Raw genomic sequence first — 16,568 nt, 5'->3', positions numbered from 1 at the left:
AACATGACCGACAACAGCATCAACAAAGCCTTCGAAGCCGAGTGCCGGGAACAGATCGCCCAGCAGGGTGACGACCAGAAACTGACTGGCCTGGCCCGTGATTTCTTCAACGAATCGGCCAAACACAAGTACAGCTATCACTTCTCGTGGATGGGCCGCCCGATCATCCAGCTGCCGCAGGACATGATGGCAATGCAGGAGATCATCTGGCAGGTCAAGCCGGATCTGGTCATCGAGTGCGGCATCGCCCACGGCGGTTCGATCATCTATTACGCCTCCCTGCTGGAGCTGCAAGGTCACGGCGAAGTGCTGGGCATCGACCTCGACATCCGCCCGCACAACCGTGAAGCGATCGAAAGCCACCCGATGGCCAAGCGCATCAAGATGATCGAAGGTTCGAGCATCGACCCGGCCATCGCCGCTCAGGTGCAGGCTGCGGCCAAGGGCAAGAAGGTCATTCTGGTCCTCGACTCCAACCACACCCACGACCACGTGCTCGAAGAGCTGCGCCTTTATGCGCCGCTGGTCTCGGTCGACAGCTACTGCGTGGTGATGGACACCGTGGTTGAAGACATGCCGGCCGATTTCTTCCCGGATCGCCCATGGGGCCCGGGCGACAACCCGAAAACCGCGGTGTGGAAGTACCTGGAAGAGAATCAGGACTTCGAGATCGACCAGCAGTTGCAGAACAAGCTGCTGATCACCGTGGCGCCGGACGGCTATCTGCGTCGCGTTCGTTAATTCGCAACATCACCAAAGCGTTATCTCGGCGAGTCGCCGGTTGTGGAGAGAAGTTATGCAAGGCAAGTACAGTTCTGAACTGGCGCTACCGCTCAACGAGCTGTTGACCGTGGTGCTGATTACTCACAATCGGCCGGCGTTCCTGCGTCGGGCGGTGAAGTATTACAGCAGCTTGCCCTGCCGGATCATGGTGCTCGACTCGACGGTCGAGCGGCCTGAAGGGGATTTTTCCGCCGTCGATTATCACCATGTGCCGCAGTTCGCCTACTGGGGCATGCAGGCCAAACTGGCTTATGGTGTGGAGCAGCTGACCACGCCGTATATGGTGCTGGCGGCCGACGATGACTTCATCCTGCACGATTCGCTGACCGAGTCCGTGAACTTCCTGCAGGCGAACCAGGATTACGGCATGTGCCACGGCTATTGCCTGATGTACCTGTCTCTGGCCCATGGCGTGAACTACTACCGGCGTGACAAGAAAGTCCGGGAAGACTATTCGTCCGAGCGGGCTCAGGATCGGGTTATCGATTACATGAGTCAGTACATCCCGCCGTTCTACGCGGTGACCCGTACTGACCTGATGAAAAACTGGCATTCGGCGTTGCCACCGGGTACCAATTTCCAGTGGCAGGAAATCGGTCACGTCTATTACCTGCTGGCCAGTGCCAAGGCACGCATCCTGCCGATGCCTTATGTGGTACGCGAGATCAACTACGGTGTCTCCGAGCACAATACCGATGTGTATCACTCGCTGACGTACGCCGACGGCAAATCGGTTGCCGAGCGAGAAGCCTTTGCCGAGTTTCTTGCCTCCCTGCCTACCGCCATTCAAGGGCTCGATGCCGAGCAGCGCAAGGCGTTTGCCCTGCAGAGTTTCGAGGCGATGGCTGACAGCTTGACGACTGGACGAGCGCTGACAGCGGAACTGATTTTCGAATCCACCTGGAATCAGAACCTCAGGCATCCGGATCGTCGTTTTGGTCCGTTGCAGTACGTCGAGATGCCGTTTTACAACCAGCCGTTCTTCGATCGTCTGGAACAGTTCGAATTCATGCTGCACGCCATGCCCGCCGGCCGTATGCAACTGGAAGGGCTTGAGGGGATATGGACGCGTCAGGCGCACCTGCTGCAGGCACGCAACAACGATACGCCGGAAAGTGTGGTCGACCGTTTGTGGCAGGCGCACGACCTCAATGCTTTCAACCAGACAGTCGTCAAACGCCTTGCCGCGCATCTGAATGACATGGGTGAAGACGAAGCCGCCGGGTCGGTGAACGAGTGGATCGCTCGGCTTGAAACCCTGGTGATTGAAGACCATCAGGCAGTCTTCGACAACATGAAATCCGGTCGCCTGCTGCAGTGGCTGGCCGCGCGGGAGCCGTCGGCGCAACAGGTCGAGTCGATCACTCGACATCTGTCAGCCCATGACGGTGGTCCGCAGTTCGGCATCTTCCTGCTGGATCTGGATGACCAGATCGACAAGGTGCAGGTCTCGCTCGACAGTCTGCTCGAGGGGCACTGCAAAGCGTTCAGGATTGTGGTGTTCACCACGGGCGAGCCGCCGGTGGCGACCACCGCGCAAAATACCCTGCACTTCGTGCGCGTTACCCAGAGTAACTACGTCGACAAGTTGAATCAGAGTGCTCAGCAGTCAGCGTGCGACTGGTTGTTGCTGGCGCAGGCGGGCGACGAGTTCACCGCTGGCGGCCTGTTGCGGGCGAGTCTGGAACTGATGTCTGCCGCGGGTGTGCGCGCCGTCGCCACCGATGAAATCCAGCGCAAGGAAAACGGTGCGCTGGTCGACGTCTTCCGCCCGGGCTTCAATCTGGACCTGCTGCAAAGCATTCCAGCGCTGATGGCGCGTCATTGGTTGATTCGCCGCGAAGTGTTGCTCGAAGCCGGTGGTTATCAAGCGGACTTCAGCAAGGCACTGGAGCTGGATCTGCTGCTGCGCATCATCGAACAGGGCGGCATTGGCGGCCTGGCGCACCTCGACGAGCCACTGCTGATCACCCAGGCCTCGGTACTGGAAGAAAATGCCCACGAACGTCAGGCGCTGCTGCGTCACCTGGGCAATCGCGGTTACAAGGCCAGGGTCACTTCGGCGACACCCGGTACGTATCAGATTGACTACCGTCATCCCGACCAGCCGCTGGTCTCGATTATTGTACCAGCCATCGACGACCTGCCGGCACTGCGTCGCTGCCTGGAAGGTGTGTTGCTCAGAACCCGCTACAGCCGTTATGAAGTGCTGATTGCGGCGAATCCGAATCAGTCGGCCGAGGTCAATGACTGGCTGGGCACGCTGCGTAACCCTAAAGTCAATGTGCTGCGTGCCGATCAGCCGCTTGGCGAGACGGCGTTGTACAACGCCGCCAGCGAGCAGGCGCAGGGTGAGTATCTGGTGCTGTTGGCCGCTGACAGCGAAATCGTCAATCCGAACTGGATCGACTCGTTGCTCAATCACGCGCAGCGTCCGGAAGTGGCTATCGTCGGTGCCAAACTCGTCGATCGTGACGGCAAGATCGCCCATGCCGGTTTGATTGTTGGTCTGAACGATGGCGTGGGTTCGCCTTTTATCGGTGAAAAACACGCCGCTGAAGGTTACATGCAGCGCCTGGCGGTCGAGCAAAACTATTCGGCGGTGTCGAAGGTGTGCCTGATGGTGCGCAAAGAACTGTTCAACGCACTGGGTGGTCTGGACGAAGTGACGTTCGCCGATGGCTTCAGCGATGTCGATCTGTGCCTCAAGGCCGGTGAGGCGGGTTACCTCATTGTGTGGACGCCGCTGGTGCAGGTTGTGCATCCGGGCCTCTTGCCGCAAGCGCCATCAGCCCTGGCTGCATTGCGTGAGAAGTGGGGCGGCGCCTTTGCGCAAGACAGTGCCTATAACGCCAACCTGTCCCTCATCGGCAAAGGTTTTACCTTGGGTGAAAGCACGCCGGTCAACTGGTCGCAGTTACTCGCTTGAGTCCGTCGGACAAGCAACAGGAATCAGCACATGTTCAACGGTAAATCGATCTTCATCTCTGGCGGCACCGGCTCGTTCGGACGCAAATTCATCGCCCGTCTGCTTGAGCAATACCAGCCCAAGCGCGTGGTGGTGTTCTCCCGCGATGAACTCAAACAATACGAAATGCAGCAGACGTTCAACGCGCCGTGCATGCGCTACTTTCTCGGTGACGTGCGCGATGCCGACCGGCTGCGGCAGGCCATGCGCGGCATCGACTACGTGGTGCACGCGGCGGCGCTCAAGCAGGTGCCAGCGGCGGAGTACAACCCGACCGAGTGCATCCGCACCAACGTCAATGGCGCGGAGAACATCATCGCCGCCGCCATCGACAACGGCGTGAAAAAGGTTGTGGCGCTGTCCACCGACAAGGCGGCCAGCCCGATCAACCTGTACGGCGCAACCAAGCTGCTGTCGGACAAGCTGTTCGTCGCCGCCAACAACATTGCCGGTGAACAACAAACGCGTTTTGCCGTGGTGCGCTACGGCAACGTGGCGGGCTCGCGGGGTTCGGTGGTGCCGTTCTTCAGCAAGCTGATTGCCGACGGTGCGCAGGAATTGCCGATCACCGATGAGCGCATGACCCGCTTCTGGATCACCCTCGATCACGGCGTGCAGTTTGTCCTCGACAGCTTTGCGCGGATGCACGGCGGCGAAGTGTTCGTGCCGAAGATCCCGTCGATCCGCATCGTCGATCTGGCGCGGGGCATGGCCGAGCATCTGCCGCACAAGAACGTCGGCATTCGTCCCGGGGAAAAACTGCATGAACTGATGGTGCCGCTGGACGATGCGCGGATGACCCTGGAATTCGAGGATCACTACACCATCCAGCCTTCCATCCGCTTTACGAGTGTCGATGTCGATTTCTCCATCGACAAGCTTGGCGAACATGGCCGGCCGGTGAGTGAAGATTTCGAATACCGCTCCGACACCAATCCGCACTACCTCTCGGTCGGGCAGATCGCCGAGCTGCACGCGAAGTTGTCGGCATGATTCCCTACGGTCGGCAGAGCGTTGATCAGGCGGACATCAATGCCGTGGTCGAGGTTTTGCAATCGGACTGGCTGACTCAAGGCCCGACTATCGAGCGCTTCGAGCAGGCAATGGCCGAACGTTGCCAGGCGGACTTCGCGGTGGCGGTATGCAACGCCACGGCGGCGCTGCACATCGCCTGCCTCGCTGCCGGTCTGGGCCCGGGCGACCGTTTATGGACCACGCCGAACACTTTTCTGGCTTCGGCCAACTGCGGACGCTACTGCGGCGCCGAGGTGGATTTCGTCGACATCGATCCGCTGACCTGGAACCTCGATGCCTTCGCCCTCGCCGCGAAGCTCGATCAGGCCGAGCAGGACGGCACGCTGCCGAAAGTGTTGGTGGCGGTGGCGTTCTCCGGGCAGAGCTGCGACCTGCGCAAGATTGCCGAACTGGCCGAGCGCTACAATTTCACCGTGATCGAAGACGCCTCGCACGCGGTGGGCGCCAGCTACGCCGGGCGCCCGGTGGGGTGCGGGGAATTTGCGGCGATGACCGTGTTCAGTTTCCACCCGGTGAAGATCATCACCAGCGCCGAAGGTGGCATGGTCCTGACCAATCGCCCGCAACTGGCCGAGCGTCTGCAACGCCTGCGCAGCCACGGCATGACCCGCGATCCGCAGCAGATGAGCGAACCCAGCCACGGCCCGTGGTATTACCAGCAGATCGAGCTGGGCTTCAATTACCGGATCACCGATTTGCAGGCGGCGCTGGGTCTGTCGCAACTGGCCAAGCTGGACGGCTTCATCGTCCGTCGCCGCGAACTGGCGGCGCGTTACGACCGGTTGCTGGCCTACCTGCCACTGACCTTGCCCAGCGCGCAGCCGGAGGCGGAATCGGCGTGGCACCTGTACGTGGTGCGCTTGCAGACCGAACGCATCGGCCTGACCCATCGTCAGGTGTTCGAAGGCTTGCGTGCCGCCGGCATCGGCGTGAACCTGCACTATATTCCTGTGCATTTGCAGCCGTACTATCGCGACCTGGGTTTTGCCGAAGGCGACTTCCCCGAAGCCGAGCGTTATTACGCCGAGGCGATCAGCCTGCCGCTGTATCCGTTGCTCACTGACGAGCAGCAGGATCATGTGGTCGAGCAATTGCGCCGGCTGACCGAATAAACCCCGCTGCGGCGGCGAATGAGACTGTGCAATGCGTGATCTGAGTGAGCAGGAAAAATTCTGGCAGGGCGATTTCGGCAACCAGTACGTGGATCGCAACGTCGGTCAGCCGCTGGTCGCGGCCAACCTGGCGTTGTTCGCCAAGGCCCTGAGCCGCGCCGGGCGCATCGACAGCGTGGTTGAGCTGGGCACCAATGCCGGCAACAACCTGCAGGCGCTGCGTCAACTGCTGCCGCACAGTGAATTGTTCGGCGTCGAGATCAATGAAAGCGCCTGTGCGCAGGCGCGGGCACTGGGCATCGCGCAGATCTGGCACGGCTCGCTGTTCGACTTTCCGCGCGAGCGCAGTTACGACCTGACCCTGAGCAAAGGCGTGCTGATCCATCTGGCGCCGGAGCTGCTGCCGACTGCCTATGCGCAGTTGTATGCGTTGAGCCAGCGCTACATCCTGATCGCCGAGTACTACAACCCGGTGCCGGTGGAAGTGTCCTATCGCGGCAACAGCGGCAAGCTGTTCAAGCGCGATTTCGCCGGGGAAATGCTCGATCGTTATGCCGATCTGCACTTGCTCGATTACGGCTTTGGTTATCACCGTGACCCGCAATTCCCGGTGGACGACATCACCTGGTTCCTGCTGGAAAAACGTCCTTGAACAGCGTCGCAATCATCCCGGCCCGTGGTGGCAGCAAGCGCATCCCGCGCAAGAATCTGCTGGCGTTCGACGGCGTGCCGATGATTGTCCGCTCGATACGAACGGCGCTCGACAGTGGTCTGTTCGAACAGGTCGTGGTCAGTACCGATGACGCGGAAATTGCTGAGTTGGCGCTGGCCCACGGTGCGCAAGTGCCGTTCCTGCGCCCGGCTGAACTGGCGGATGATTTCACCGGCACCGCTGCGGTGATCGTGCATGCCTTGCAGCAACTGCCAGCCTTCGATTACGCCTGCTGCGTATACGCCACGGCGCCGTTGTTGCAGGCGCGATTTCTGCGCGAGGGATTCGAGTTGTTGCAGCAGCATCCGCAGAAGTCGTTTGCTTTTTCGGTGTGCAGCTTTGGTTTCCCCGTACAGCGGGCGCTGACGCTGGACGGGCAGGGCGCATTGACCGCGTTGTATCCGGAATTCCGCCAAACCCGCTCGCAGGATCTGCCCGAGGCCTTTCAGGACGCCGGCCAGTTCTACTGGGGCCGCAGCGAAGCGTGGTTGCGCGGTGACGTGTTGTATTCGTCCGCGAGTCTGCCGGTGATTCTGCCGCGACATCTGGTGCAGGACATCGACACGCTGCAAGACTGGAAACGCGCCGAATACCTCTACGCCGCGCTCAAGGCCAGCGGAGAACTGCAATGAGAGTGCTGATCCGCGCTGACGCTTCGCCGACCATCGGCAGTGGCCACATCGCCCGCTGCCTGACGCTGGCGCGGGTGCTGCGCAAGCAAGGCAGTCATGTCGCGTTTGCCTGTCGGCGGTTGCTCGGGCATCGGCTGGATGCCTTGGCTGCCGAAGGTTTCGAGACCTTCGCCTTGCCGGACTTCTACCCCGACGAAGACCCGCAACAGGCCATCGAATCGATGCTGCCGTGGCAGGCAGACATCGAGGCGCTGAACGCCTTGCTGGCAGGTCACGCCGCATTCGACTGGATCATCGCCGACCACTACGGCCTCGATCATCACTGGCAAACCGCAGCGCGCCGTTGGGCACCTCGGATCGCGGCAGTAGACGACCTCGCCACTCGCCGTTACAGCGTTGATCTGCTGCTTAATCAGAACCTGTCCGGTCTCAGCGCAAACTATGCGCCGCTGCTGCCCGAAGGCTGCCGCACCTTGCTCGGCCCGCGCTACGCCATGTTGCGCGAAGAGTTCGTTTGTCCGGCCATTGCGATCAAACCCAAGGCGCGCCGGGTGCTGGTGAATTTCGGTGGTTTCGATGCGGCGATGCAGACCCATCACGCGATGTTGGCGCTGAAGGACTTCACCGAACTGGAAGTGGATTTCGTCGCCGGTGCAGACAACCCGGCGTGGGCACAAATGCAGGCACTGGCCGCCACACGGCCGCATTGGCGCCTGCACAGTTTCGTCAGCGATTTCCAGCAACGCATGACCGCGGCCGATCTGTTTATCGGCGCCGGTGGCGGCACCAGTTGGGAGCGCGCGGCGCTGGGCCTGCCGACGATCTGCATCGCGGTATCGAACAATCAGCAGGCCAACGGCGAAGTCATGGCGGCGGCGGGGGCGCATGTGTTCATGGGGGCGCGCGAGCAGGTCAGCGTCGAACAACTGCGCGATGCCATCGGTTTTGTCGTCGACAATGTCTATCTGCGCCAGAGTCTGGCCGAGCGTTCACGGCAACTGGTCGATGGGCGCGGTGCGTTGCGCGTGGCGGCGGCACTGGCCGGTGCCGTGCTCACGCTGCGCCTGGCGACTCTGGATGATGCGCAATTGCTGTTCGACGGGCGCAATGCCGAGGCTGTGCGGCGCTGGTCACTGGACACGGCTGCAATCGAATGGCCGCAGCACCTGAACTGGCTGAAGGCGAGCCTGCGCAACCCGCAGCGTCTGCTGTTGATTGCCGAGGCCGATGACGGCCCGGTCGGCGTCTTGCGTTATGACTTGCGTGGATTTGAGGCTGAAGTGTCGCTGTATCTGCTGCGCGGGCGTTTTGGTCTGGGTTGGGGCAGGGCGCTGCTGGCGCGAGGTGAGGCGTTCGTTCGCGGGCACTGGCCGCAGATGACCGCCATTACCGCTCAGGTGCTGCCGGGCAATCGTCCGTCTTTGAATGTGTTTCGTGACGCCGGATTCACCCAGAGTGCCTGCGCGTTCACCAAGGTTTTGAAGGATCATCGCGATGAGTAGTTTCAAGATTGGCGAGCGTCTGATCGGTGCTGATGCGCCGCCGTTCATCATTGCCGAGATGAGCGGCAACCATAATCAGTCGCTGGAGGTCGCTCTGCAGATTGTCGAGGCTGCCGCCAAGGCTGGGGCGCATGCCTTGAAGCTGCAGACTTACACCGCGCAGACCATGACCCTGGATCTGGCCGAGGGCGAGTTTTTCATCAAGGACCCGAATAGCCTGTGGGCGGGTACTTCGCTGTACGACCTGTATGAGAAGGCCCACACCCCATGGGAGTGGCACGCGCCGATTTTCGCTCGGGCCAAAGAACTGGGCATGCTCGCGTTCTCGACGCCGTTCGATGACACGGCGGTGGACTTTCTCGAAAGCCTCGACGTGCCGGCGTACAAGATCGCCAGTTTCGAAAACACCGACCTGCCGTTGATCCGCCGTGTGGCGGCGACCGGCAAACCGCTGATCATCTCCACCGGCATGGCCAGCATCGCCGAGCTCGACGAAACCGTGCGCGCCGCCCGCGAGGCGGGGTGCAAGGATCTGGTGCTGCTCAAGTGCACCAGCACTTACCCGGCGACCCCGCTCAACAGCAACGTGCGCACGATCCCGCATCTGCGTGAACTGTTCGGTTGTGAAGTCGGGCTGTCCGATCACTCCATGGGCGTGGGTGTGTCGGTGGCCGCCGTGGCACTCGGGGCAACGGTGGTGGAAAAGCACTTTACCCTCGACCGTTCGGCAGGTGGCGTCGACGCCAGTTTCTCGCTGGAGCCGGCAGAACTGGCCAGTCTGGTGGTGGAAACCGAACGCGCCTGGCAAGCCATGGGCCAGGTGCATTACGGCGTCACCGAGGCCGAGCGCAAGTCGCTGGTCTATCGCCGCTCGCTGTACGTCACTGCCGACATGGCGGCCGGTGAGCCCTTTTCCGGGGACAATCTGCGCGCCATTCGCCCGGGTCTCGGTCTGCCGCCCAAGCACACCGATGCCGTCCTCGGTCGCCGCGCTCGTCAGGCGATCAAACGTGGCACGCCGCTGGACTGGTCGTTGGTCGAATAACCCGATCTGCCACCGATTCGGCAAAATAGCGTGACCTGCGAGTCATAACGCGCATCTTCACTGTATTGTATTGACCGGGGAGATGGCGCCTGGCCGTGTAATCGGTTCCAGTGATAGCCCTTTGCGCTCCCCGTGGCTGCCCTTTGTGGCGGCCGTTTTCTGTTTGTCGGCGCCCCTCGAATCCTTGCGAGCGGTGGTTTTGGGCTGTTTTTTATTGGGAAGCCGTAATGATTGGCATAAAAAGCATTGCGAGCTACGTTCCTGTAGCCGGCGTGGACAATTACGCACAAGGTGCAAAATTCGAGAAGGATGAAGAATTCATCCTCGGTAAAATCGGTTCGGCCTTCCTGCCGCGCAAAGGCGCTGAACAGGAAACCTCCGATCTGTGCGTGGAAGCGGCCAATGCGCTGTTTGCCAGCAACCCTGAATTGAAACGTGAATCGATCGACGCGTTGATCGTCGTCACCCAGAACGGTGACGAAGAAGGTCTGCCGCACACCGCTGCGATCGTTCAGGACAAGCTCGGTCTGCCGACAAATGTTGCGGCGTTCGACATTTCCCTGGGCTGCTCCGGTTACGTATACGGCATTTACGCGATCAAGGGCTTCATGGAAGCCGCCGGCCTGAAGAATGGCCTGCTGATCACCGCTGACCCGTATTCGAAAATCGTCGACCCGGAAGACCGTAACACCACCATGCTCTTCGGCGATGCCGCCACGGCGACCTGGATGGGCGAAGACCCGGCCTGGGCGTTGGGCAAGGCCAAGTTCGGTACCGACGGTTCCGGCGCGCCACACCTGAAAGTCACTGATGGCGTGTTCTTCATGAACGGCCGTCAGGTGTTCAACTTCGCGCTGCTCAAAGTCCCGGCGCACTTGCACGAATTGCTCGACGACTCCGGCCTCAAGGCTGACGACATCGACGCCTTCTGCATTCACCAGGGCAGTGCGGCGATTGTCGATGCGGTGGCGCGGCGTTTCGAAGGTGAACCGGAGAAGTTCATCAAGGATATGGTCGAGACCGGCAATACCGTGTCGTCGAGCATTCCGCTGCTGCTGGAAAAACACGTACTCGATTCCGACTGGCAGCGCATTGCCCTGAGCGGTTTCGGTGTCGGTCTGTCGTGGGGCTCGGCGATCATCTATCGTCCTTGAGTCGGTCAAAAACGGCGGATACAAAAATAGCGTTCAAGGTTACCCTTGAACGCTATTTTTTTGCCTGAATGGAGCGCTAGGCGGCATGAGCGAGTTTTTCCAACCCAATGCCCAAGTCATCCAGCAACGCTGGCCGGCGTTGTTTGAGCGCTTGCAGGCTGAAGACACCTCAGTTGTTCAAGCCGAGCTGGTGCAGGGCTTGGGCTCGACGCTCAGCGTCAATGGCATTCAACTGACCAGTCGCCACGACCGCGTCCACGAAGCCCGCATCCAGGCGGCCAGCCTGGCGGAAAAACCGCAGCTGCATGTGTATGGCACTGGTCTCGGTGATCTGCCAACGGTGCTGCTGGAGCGCGCCGGGCTTGAGCGGTTGTACGTGCATATTCTCAATGGCGCGTTGTTCGCCCTGGTGCTGCAACTGCTCGATCAGCGCCAATGGCTGGAAGATCCGCGCGTGCAGCTGTTCTATGCCGGTGATCTGTCAGACATCTGCACACCGTTTTTCGCCTTGCCGGCCGAGATGCTGCTGGCTGATGACTTCAACGCGAAGATCCGCGATCGGCTGGTCAGCGAAGTGCACCTGAGCTTCAACAATCGTGAATTCGATCCACATTTGCCGTTCATTCAGCAGCGTCTGCAGGACTGTTTGCCGGTGTTGCTGGGCGATGATGATGTGGCGCAGTTGTTCGGCACGGCCAGTGGCCGGGAAATCTATGTGATTGGCACCGGGCCGACGCTCGAAGGCCATTTCCAGCGTCTGGCGGCGGTGCGCGCGCAGGCTGAACGTCCGTTTTTGATGTGTGTGGATACCGCTTACCGGCCATTGCGTGAGCACGGGATCGTCCCGGATCTGGTGGTCACCATTGATCAGCGCATCAGCTTCCGGCATCTGCCGTTCGAGGACTCCGCTGGCATCCCGCTGGTGTATCTGCCCATGAGCGATCCTGTAGTGCTGACCGCGTGGAAGGGCAAACGCTACGGCGGTTACTCGGCCAGTCCGGTGTACGCCGCGTTGCGCGAGCAATATCCGCGCGGGCAACTGCATGTCGGTGGCAGCGTGATTCATCCGGCGGTGGATCTGGCGGTGAAGATGGGTGCATCGCGCATTACCCTGTTCGGCGCCGACTTCGCCTTCCCGATGAACAAGACCCATGCCGGCTGGAATGACGGTGATCTGGGGCCGGGGGTCGATCAGGCGCGGCACTGGGTACAGGACGGCCATGGCCAGCGGGTCAGCACCCAGCTGAACTTTCGCGGCTATCTGTGCGTACTGGAGCGTTATATCGCCGCGCATCCGCAGGTGCAGTTCTTCAACAGCAGTCGGGCAGGCGCACTGATCGCCGGGACACAGTTCAATCAGGAGTTTGTGCAATGACGACGATTGAGCAGTGCGTCGACGAGTGCCGTCAGTGCGCCGGGTTGTTTCGTCTGGGGCGTGACGTTGAGGCGGCGCTGGATATGGTCGAGGTGTTCGAGGGTGCGCAGCAGTTGCTGATGTCCGCACCGGCGACGGTACAACAGGACTGGGCCTTGGTACTCACGCAGATGCTCGACTGTCAGGAGCGTCAGGACTGGTTGGGCCTGGCTGACTGGATGGAGTACGAGTTGATCGAAGTGTTGCAAAAAGCACGATCGTCAAACTGACCGACCGCACTGGCCCGCGGCTTTGCGTGCGGGTCGGTTTTATGGCGTCATTTTTTCGCAGGTGGGGGGCGCTAAGCCCTTGTTTTCTCGGGGGTGGCAGGGTGATGGCAAATTTTTTTCAAAAAGCCCTCAAGCAACCTGCCAACCCGACGATAACTATTACGAAGGTTCTCTAGGCCATTCCAGGCGGTTGCCAGGGCCGGAAGCCGCAGTACCCAACCAACGAGGAATTCGTCATGGCTTTAACAGTAAACACCAACACCACGTCGCTGAACGTTCAAAAGAACCTGAACCGCGCTTCCGACGCTCTGTCGACTTCGATGCAGCGCCTGTCTTCCGGCCTGAAAATCAACAGCGCTAAAGACGACGCTGCTGGCCTGCAGATCTCGAACCGTATGTCTTCGCAGATCCGTGGTAACACCCAAGCCATCCAGAACGCCAACGACGGTATCTCCGTTGCTCAGACCGCTGAAGGCGCTCTGCAAGCGACTACCGACATTCTGCAGCGTATGCGTGAACTGGCTGTTAAAGCACGTAACGGCACCAACGGCACTGCTGACCAGACCGCTACCAACGCTGAATTCGCTCAGATGTCTGACGAAATCACCCGTATCTCGGCATCGACCAACCTGAACGGCAAAAACCTGCTGGACGGTTCGGCTGGTACTGTGACCCTGCAAGTTGGCGCAAACACTGGTTCGGCTAACCACATCGACCTGGTACTGAGCTCCAAGTTCGACGCCGTCAGCCTGTCGGTTGGTAGCGGTACTCTGTCCCTGACTGGTGCTACCGTAACTGGCGCTTCGCAGAACATCGACAACGCGATCACCGCAATCGACGCCGCTATCGCTGCAATCGGTGCAACTCGTGCCAGCCTGGGTGCTTCGCAAAACCGTCTGACCAGCACCATCCAGAACTTGCAGAACATCACCGAGAACACCACTGCTGCACAAGGTCGCGTACAAGATACCGACTTCGCCGCAGAGACTGCTAACCTGACCAAGCAGCAAACCCTGCAACAGGCTTCGACCTCTGTTCTGGCTCAAGCCAACCAACTGCCTTCCGCTGTACTGAAGCTGCTTCAGTAATTCGGAATGAGTTTGGGCGGGAGGGTGCGCTGGTCGCGCTCTCTCGCTTTTTTACGTTAGGAGGTGATGAGCATGGACATGAGCGTAAAGCTTAACGTGTCTTATCCGGCTCCCAAGCCAGCGACGCTTGTTGCTGATAAGCCGTCCGAGACGCCAAAAGTTGCACCGGCCGACGCTCCGGTCGCTGACAAGAAAAGTCAGCAGACGGATGACGCCAAGTTGAAACTGGCCGTGCAAGAGATCGAGAAGTTCGTTCAATCGATCAAGCGTAACCTGGAGTTCTCGATCGACGAGCACTCTGGCAAGGTCATCGTCAAGGTGATCGCAAGCGAGACGGGTGAGGTCGTACGCCAGATCCCCTCCGCCGAAGCACTCAAGCTCGCAGACAGCCTCGCCAACGCAAGCCATGTGTTGTTCGACGCCAAAGTCTGATAGCTGGCATGAATAGTGTTTGTCTTTCTTGAATGACGCCTGGATGGGTCAAAAGTCTGGCAACAATCTGAAGGGAGATGCACATGGCAAGTCCAATTCTACCGGGTTCCGGACTGGGTTCCGGCCTGGACATCGGCGCGATCGTGACCGCGCTGGTCAACGCCGACAAGTCGCCGAAGCAGACGCAGATCGATTCCGCGACCAAGACCAATACCCTGAAGATTTCCGGTGTCGGCACGTTGAAGAGTGCGCTGACCGCGTACCAGACGGCGATGACCAACCTGGGCAGCAAGACCAACCCGGCATTTGCCGGCTTTACGGCGACCTCGAGCAACACAGCGATTCTCGGCGCCACCTCCGATAACACCGCGGTGTCGGGGACTTACAACGTTGTTGTCAACCAATTGGCCACTGGCTCGAAAGTTGCCAGCGCTTCTTTCGCCGGCGGTGCTGCCAGTGCCATTCCGAGTGGTACCCTGAAAATCAGTCAGAATGGCACTGATTACAATGTCACGATTCCGGCCAATGCGACCTTGCAGAGCACCCGTGACGCGATCAACACGGCTCAGGGCGCCAATGGCATTTCTGCCAACATCGTGACTGACAGCAGTGGTGCTTCGCGCTTGGTGATCAGCTCCAACAAGACTGGCGCGGGTACCGATCTCTCTGTCAGCGGGATCGCCGGTCTGGAGATCGACGGTACTCAGTCGATGGGTACTAATCCGGCGGCAGGCGCCTCGGGCAACGTCAATGGCCTTGCACAAGATGCCAAGGTGACCATCGACGGCCTGCAGGTTTCCAGCAAAAGCAACACGGTCAGTGGTGCAATCAGCGGCCTGACCCTGAATCTGACCACTGTCAGCCCTGTCGTTGGTGGCGTTGCCACGCCGACCGTTGTCAGCGTCGATACCAACACCAAAGGGCTGCAGGCTTCGGTTCAGGCGTTTGTTGACGCCTACAACACCCTGAAGACCACCATCGACACCCTGTCCAAGGCGACACCGGACGCCGATGGCAAGCTGACGGTGCAGGCCGCTTTTACCGGTGACTCGTTGCCGCGCTCGCTGATCTCCGACATCCGTGGCCAGTTGACTGCTCCTGGTGCTGGTGCAGATGGTGCTTTGTCCTACCTGTCGGAGATCGGTGTGATGACTGATCGTCTGACCGGTAACCTGACGTTCGATACTGCGGCGTTCACCAAAACCATGAGTCAGCCTGGCAAGGCCGGTCAGGTTCAGCAGATGTTCACCGGGACCAATGACACCAACGGTCTGCTGGCGCGCATGAGCAAGGCGGTGGACCCGTATCTGAAAGCTTCTCCGGATGGTAAAACCACCACGGGTTTGCTTGATCAGCGTATGACCATTTTGAACAACAACACGCGCAACCTTACTTCCCAGCAATTGGCGCTGGATCTGCGTGTGGCCAACCTGACCAAGACATTGACTGCGAAATACAACGCCATGGACCTGCTGGTTGGGCAAATGAAGGCGACGGCCAGTAACATCACGTCGTTCTTCAGCTCGCTGAACGCTCAGCAATCCGCGAAGTAACCCGCAAGAACGACAAAAACCCGGCTACGCTTTATCGGCGTGCGCCGGGTTTTTGTCTTTTGATCTAAAGTTCTGTGATTCGTTGGCGATACACTGGTTATACGAGTCATTGTGGCAATGAGGTAGAACATGAACCCAATGTTAGCCCTTCGGCAATATCAGAAAGTCGGCGCGCACGCCCAGACCTCCGAGGCGAGCCCGCACCGTCTGGTGCAAATGTTGATGGAAGGCGGGCTGGCCCGCATCGCTCAGGCCAAGGGTGCCATCGAGCGCAAGGACATTCCTGGCAAGTGCACCTCGATCAGCAAGGCCATTGGCATTGTCAGCGGGCTGCGCGAAGGTCTGGACCTGGAAAAGTGTGCCGATGAATTGGCCGATCTGGACGGGCTGTACATCTACATGATGAAGCGTCTCGCCGAGGCCAACATCAACAGCGATCCGCGCATTCTCGATGAGGTCGCCGGCTTGCTGAGCACGGTCAAAGAAGGCTGGGATGCCATCGCCCCCGAGCCTGCTCCGCAGTTTTGAAGGAGAGCACCATGAGTCTTGTATTGCAGCGAATCGCCGACACCCGTGAAGCGCTGGTCAGTGCGCTGGCCGAACGCAACTGGGAAGCCATTGGCGAGCTGGATCTGGCTTGCCGATCCTGCATGGAAGACGTCATGGTCGAGGCCTCGCTGGATGAGGAGGCCTTGCGCAATAACCTTGAGGAGCTGCTCCACGTCTACAAGGAGCTTCTGGAGGCGGCGATGGGTGAGCGGCAGGCGATAGCCAACGAGATGTCGCAGATCACCCAAGCGCAAAAGGCGGCAAAGGTTTACCATCTGTTTGGTTAATTAACCCCCAGTTAATCCAGACATGTGCGCCATAAATTTGACTGTGCACGGTTTTTTGACTTAACTAGTGGC

At 59.8% G+C, this 16,568-nt stretch carries 16 protein-coding genes; all 16 read left to right on the top strand.

The annotated features are described in order from the left end of the window. Positions 1 to 3 precede the first annotated feature (3 nt). Positions 4 to 741 (top strand): cephalosporin hydroxylase family protein, encoded by a 738-nt coding sequence (locus tag ACM6HV_RS01845; protein ID WP_047292500.1) that lies wholly within the window; start codon positions 4 to 6, stop codon positions 739 to 741. A 55-nt stretch (positions 742 to 796) separates the two neighbouring features. Continuing rightward, the gene (locus ACM6HV_RS01840) at positions 797 to 3,712 is read left to right on the top strand and encodes a glycosyltransferase family 2 protein (RefSeq protein WP_414903201.1); all 2,916 of its coding nucleotides are present in this window, start codon (positions 797 to 799) and stop codon (positions 3,710 to 3,712) included. Positions 3,713 to 3,742: 30 nt separating this feature from the next. Next, positions 3,743 to 4,744 (top strand): UDP-N-acetylglucosamine 4,6-dehydratase (inverting), encoded by a 1,002-nt coding sequence (gene pseB / locus ACM6HV_RS01835; protein ID WP_027614222.1) that lies wholly within the window; start codon positions 3,743 to 3,745, stop codon positions 4,742 to 4,744. Continuing rightward, positions 4,741 to 5,898 carry a UDP-4-amino-4,6-dideoxy-N-acetyl-beta-L-altrosamine transaminase gene (gene pseC / locus ACM6HV_RS01830; protein WP_414903198.1) on the top strand — a complete coding sequence of 386 codons (1,158 nt, stop codon included), beginning with the start codon at positions 4,741 to 4,743 and terminating at the stop codon, positions 5,896 to 5,898. Before pseB ends, pseC begins: the two co-directional genes overlap by 4 nt. Positions 5,899 to 5,929: 31 nt before the next feature. Beyond that, positions 5,930 to 6,550, top strand: coding sequence for a pseudaminic acid biosynthesis-associated methylase (locus ACM6HV_RS01825; RefSeq protein WP_414903196.1), 621 nt, complete (start codon positions 5,930 to 5,932; stop codon positions 6,548 to 6,550). After that, the gene (pseF, locus tag ACM6HV_RS01820; protein WP_414903194.1) at positions 6,547 to 7,242 is read left to right on the top strand and encodes a pseudaminic acid cytidylyltransferase; all 696 of its coding nucleotides are present in this window, start codon (positions 6,547 to 6,549) and stop codon (positions 7,240 to 7,242) included. The genes ACM6HV_RS01825 and pseF overlap by 4 nt, the downstream gene beginning before the upstream one ends. After that, the gene (gene pseG / locus ACM6HV_RS01815) at positions 7,239 to 8,744 is read left to right on the top strand and encodes a UDP-2,4-diacetamido-2,4,6-trideoxy-beta-L-altropyranose hydrolase (protein ID WP_414903192.1); all 1,506 of its coding nucleotides are present in this window, start codon (positions 7,239 to 7,241) and stop codon (positions 8,742 to 8,744) included. The genes pseF and pseG overlap by 4 nt, the downstream gene beginning before the upstream one ends. Then, positions 8,737 to 9,789, top strand: coding sequence for a pseudaminic acid synthase (gene pseI / locus ACM6HV_RS01810; protein ID WP_367083829.1), 1,053 nt, complete (start codon positions 8,737 to 8,739; stop codon positions 9,787 to 9,789). Before pseG ends, pseI begins: the two co-directional genes overlap by 8 nt. A 227-nt stretch (positions 9,790 to 10,016) precedes the next feature. Next, positions 10,017 to 10,943 carry a ketoacyl-ACP synthase III gene (locus ACM6HV_RS01805; RefSeq protein ID WP_145593072.1) on the top strand — a complete coding sequence of 309 codons (927 nt, stop codon included), beginning with the start codon at positions 10,017 to 10,019 and terminating at the stop codon, positions 10,941 to 10,943. Positions 10,944 to 11,028: 85 nt separating this feature from the next. Continuing rightward, positions 11,029 to 12,318, top strand: coding sequence for a motility associated factor glycosyltransferase family protein (locus ACM6HV_RS01800; protein WP_414903189.1), 1,290 nt, complete (start codon positions 11,029 to 11,031; stop codon positions 12,316 to 12,318). Next, positions 12,315 to 12,587, top strand: a complete 273-nt coding sequence (locus tag ACM6HV_RS01795) for a hypothetical protein (RefSeq protein WP_145593070.1) — start codon at positions 12,315 to 12,317, stop codon at positions 12,585 to 12,587. The genes ACM6HV_RS01800 and ACM6HV_RS01795 overlap by 4 nt, the downstream gene beginning before the upstream one ends. 236 nt (positions 12,588 to 12,823) lie before the next feature. After that, on the top strand, positions 12,824 to 13,675 hold the full coding sequence (locus ACM6HV_RS01790; RefSeq protein WP_007920059.1) for a flagellin domain-containing protein: 852 nt from the start codon (positions 12,824 to 12,826) through the stop codon (positions 13,673 to 13,675). Between the two features lie 72 nt (positions 13,676 to 13,747). Next, positions 13,748 to 14,107, top strand: coding sequence for a flagellar protein FlaG (locus ACM6HV_RS01785; protein WP_414903186.1), 360 nt, complete (start codon positions 13,748 to 13,750; stop codon positions 14,105 to 14,107). 83 nt (positions 14,108 to 14,190) lie between these two features. Further along, positions 14,191 to 15,660: a flagellar filament capping protein FliD gene (gene fliD, locus ACM6HV_RS01780; RefSeq protein ID WP_414903184.1), complete on the top strand. Its 1,470-nt coding sequence runs from the start codon at positions 14,191 to 14,193 to the stop codon at positions 15,658 to 15,660. A 129-nt stretch (positions 15,661 to 15,789) separates the two neighbouring features. Further along, complete coding sequence (gene fliS / locus ACM6HV_RS01775) at positions 15,790 to 16,188, top strand: flagellar export chaperone FliS (protein ID WP_027614233.1); 399 nt, start codon at positions 15,790 to 15,792, stop codon at positions 16,186 to 16,188. An 11-nt stretch (positions 16,189 to 16,199) separates the two neighbouring features. Then, positions 16,200 to 16,496 (top strand): hypothetical protein, encoded by a 297-nt coding sequence (locus ACM6HV_RS01770; protein ID WP_041073003.1) that lies wholly within the window; start codon positions 16,200 to 16,202, stop codon positions 16,494 to 16,496. The last annotated feature ends 72 nt before the right edge of the window (positions 16,497 to 16,568 follow it).

The organism is Pseudomonas sp. IT-P260 (genome assembly GCF_949768395.1).
Taxonomy (GTDB): domain Bacteria; phylum Pseudomonadota; class Gammaproteobacteria; order Pseudomonadales; family Pseudomonadaceae; genus Aquipseudomonas; species Aquipseudomonas parakoreensis.
This window is presented reverse-complemented; position numbering and strand designations above follow the sequence as displayed.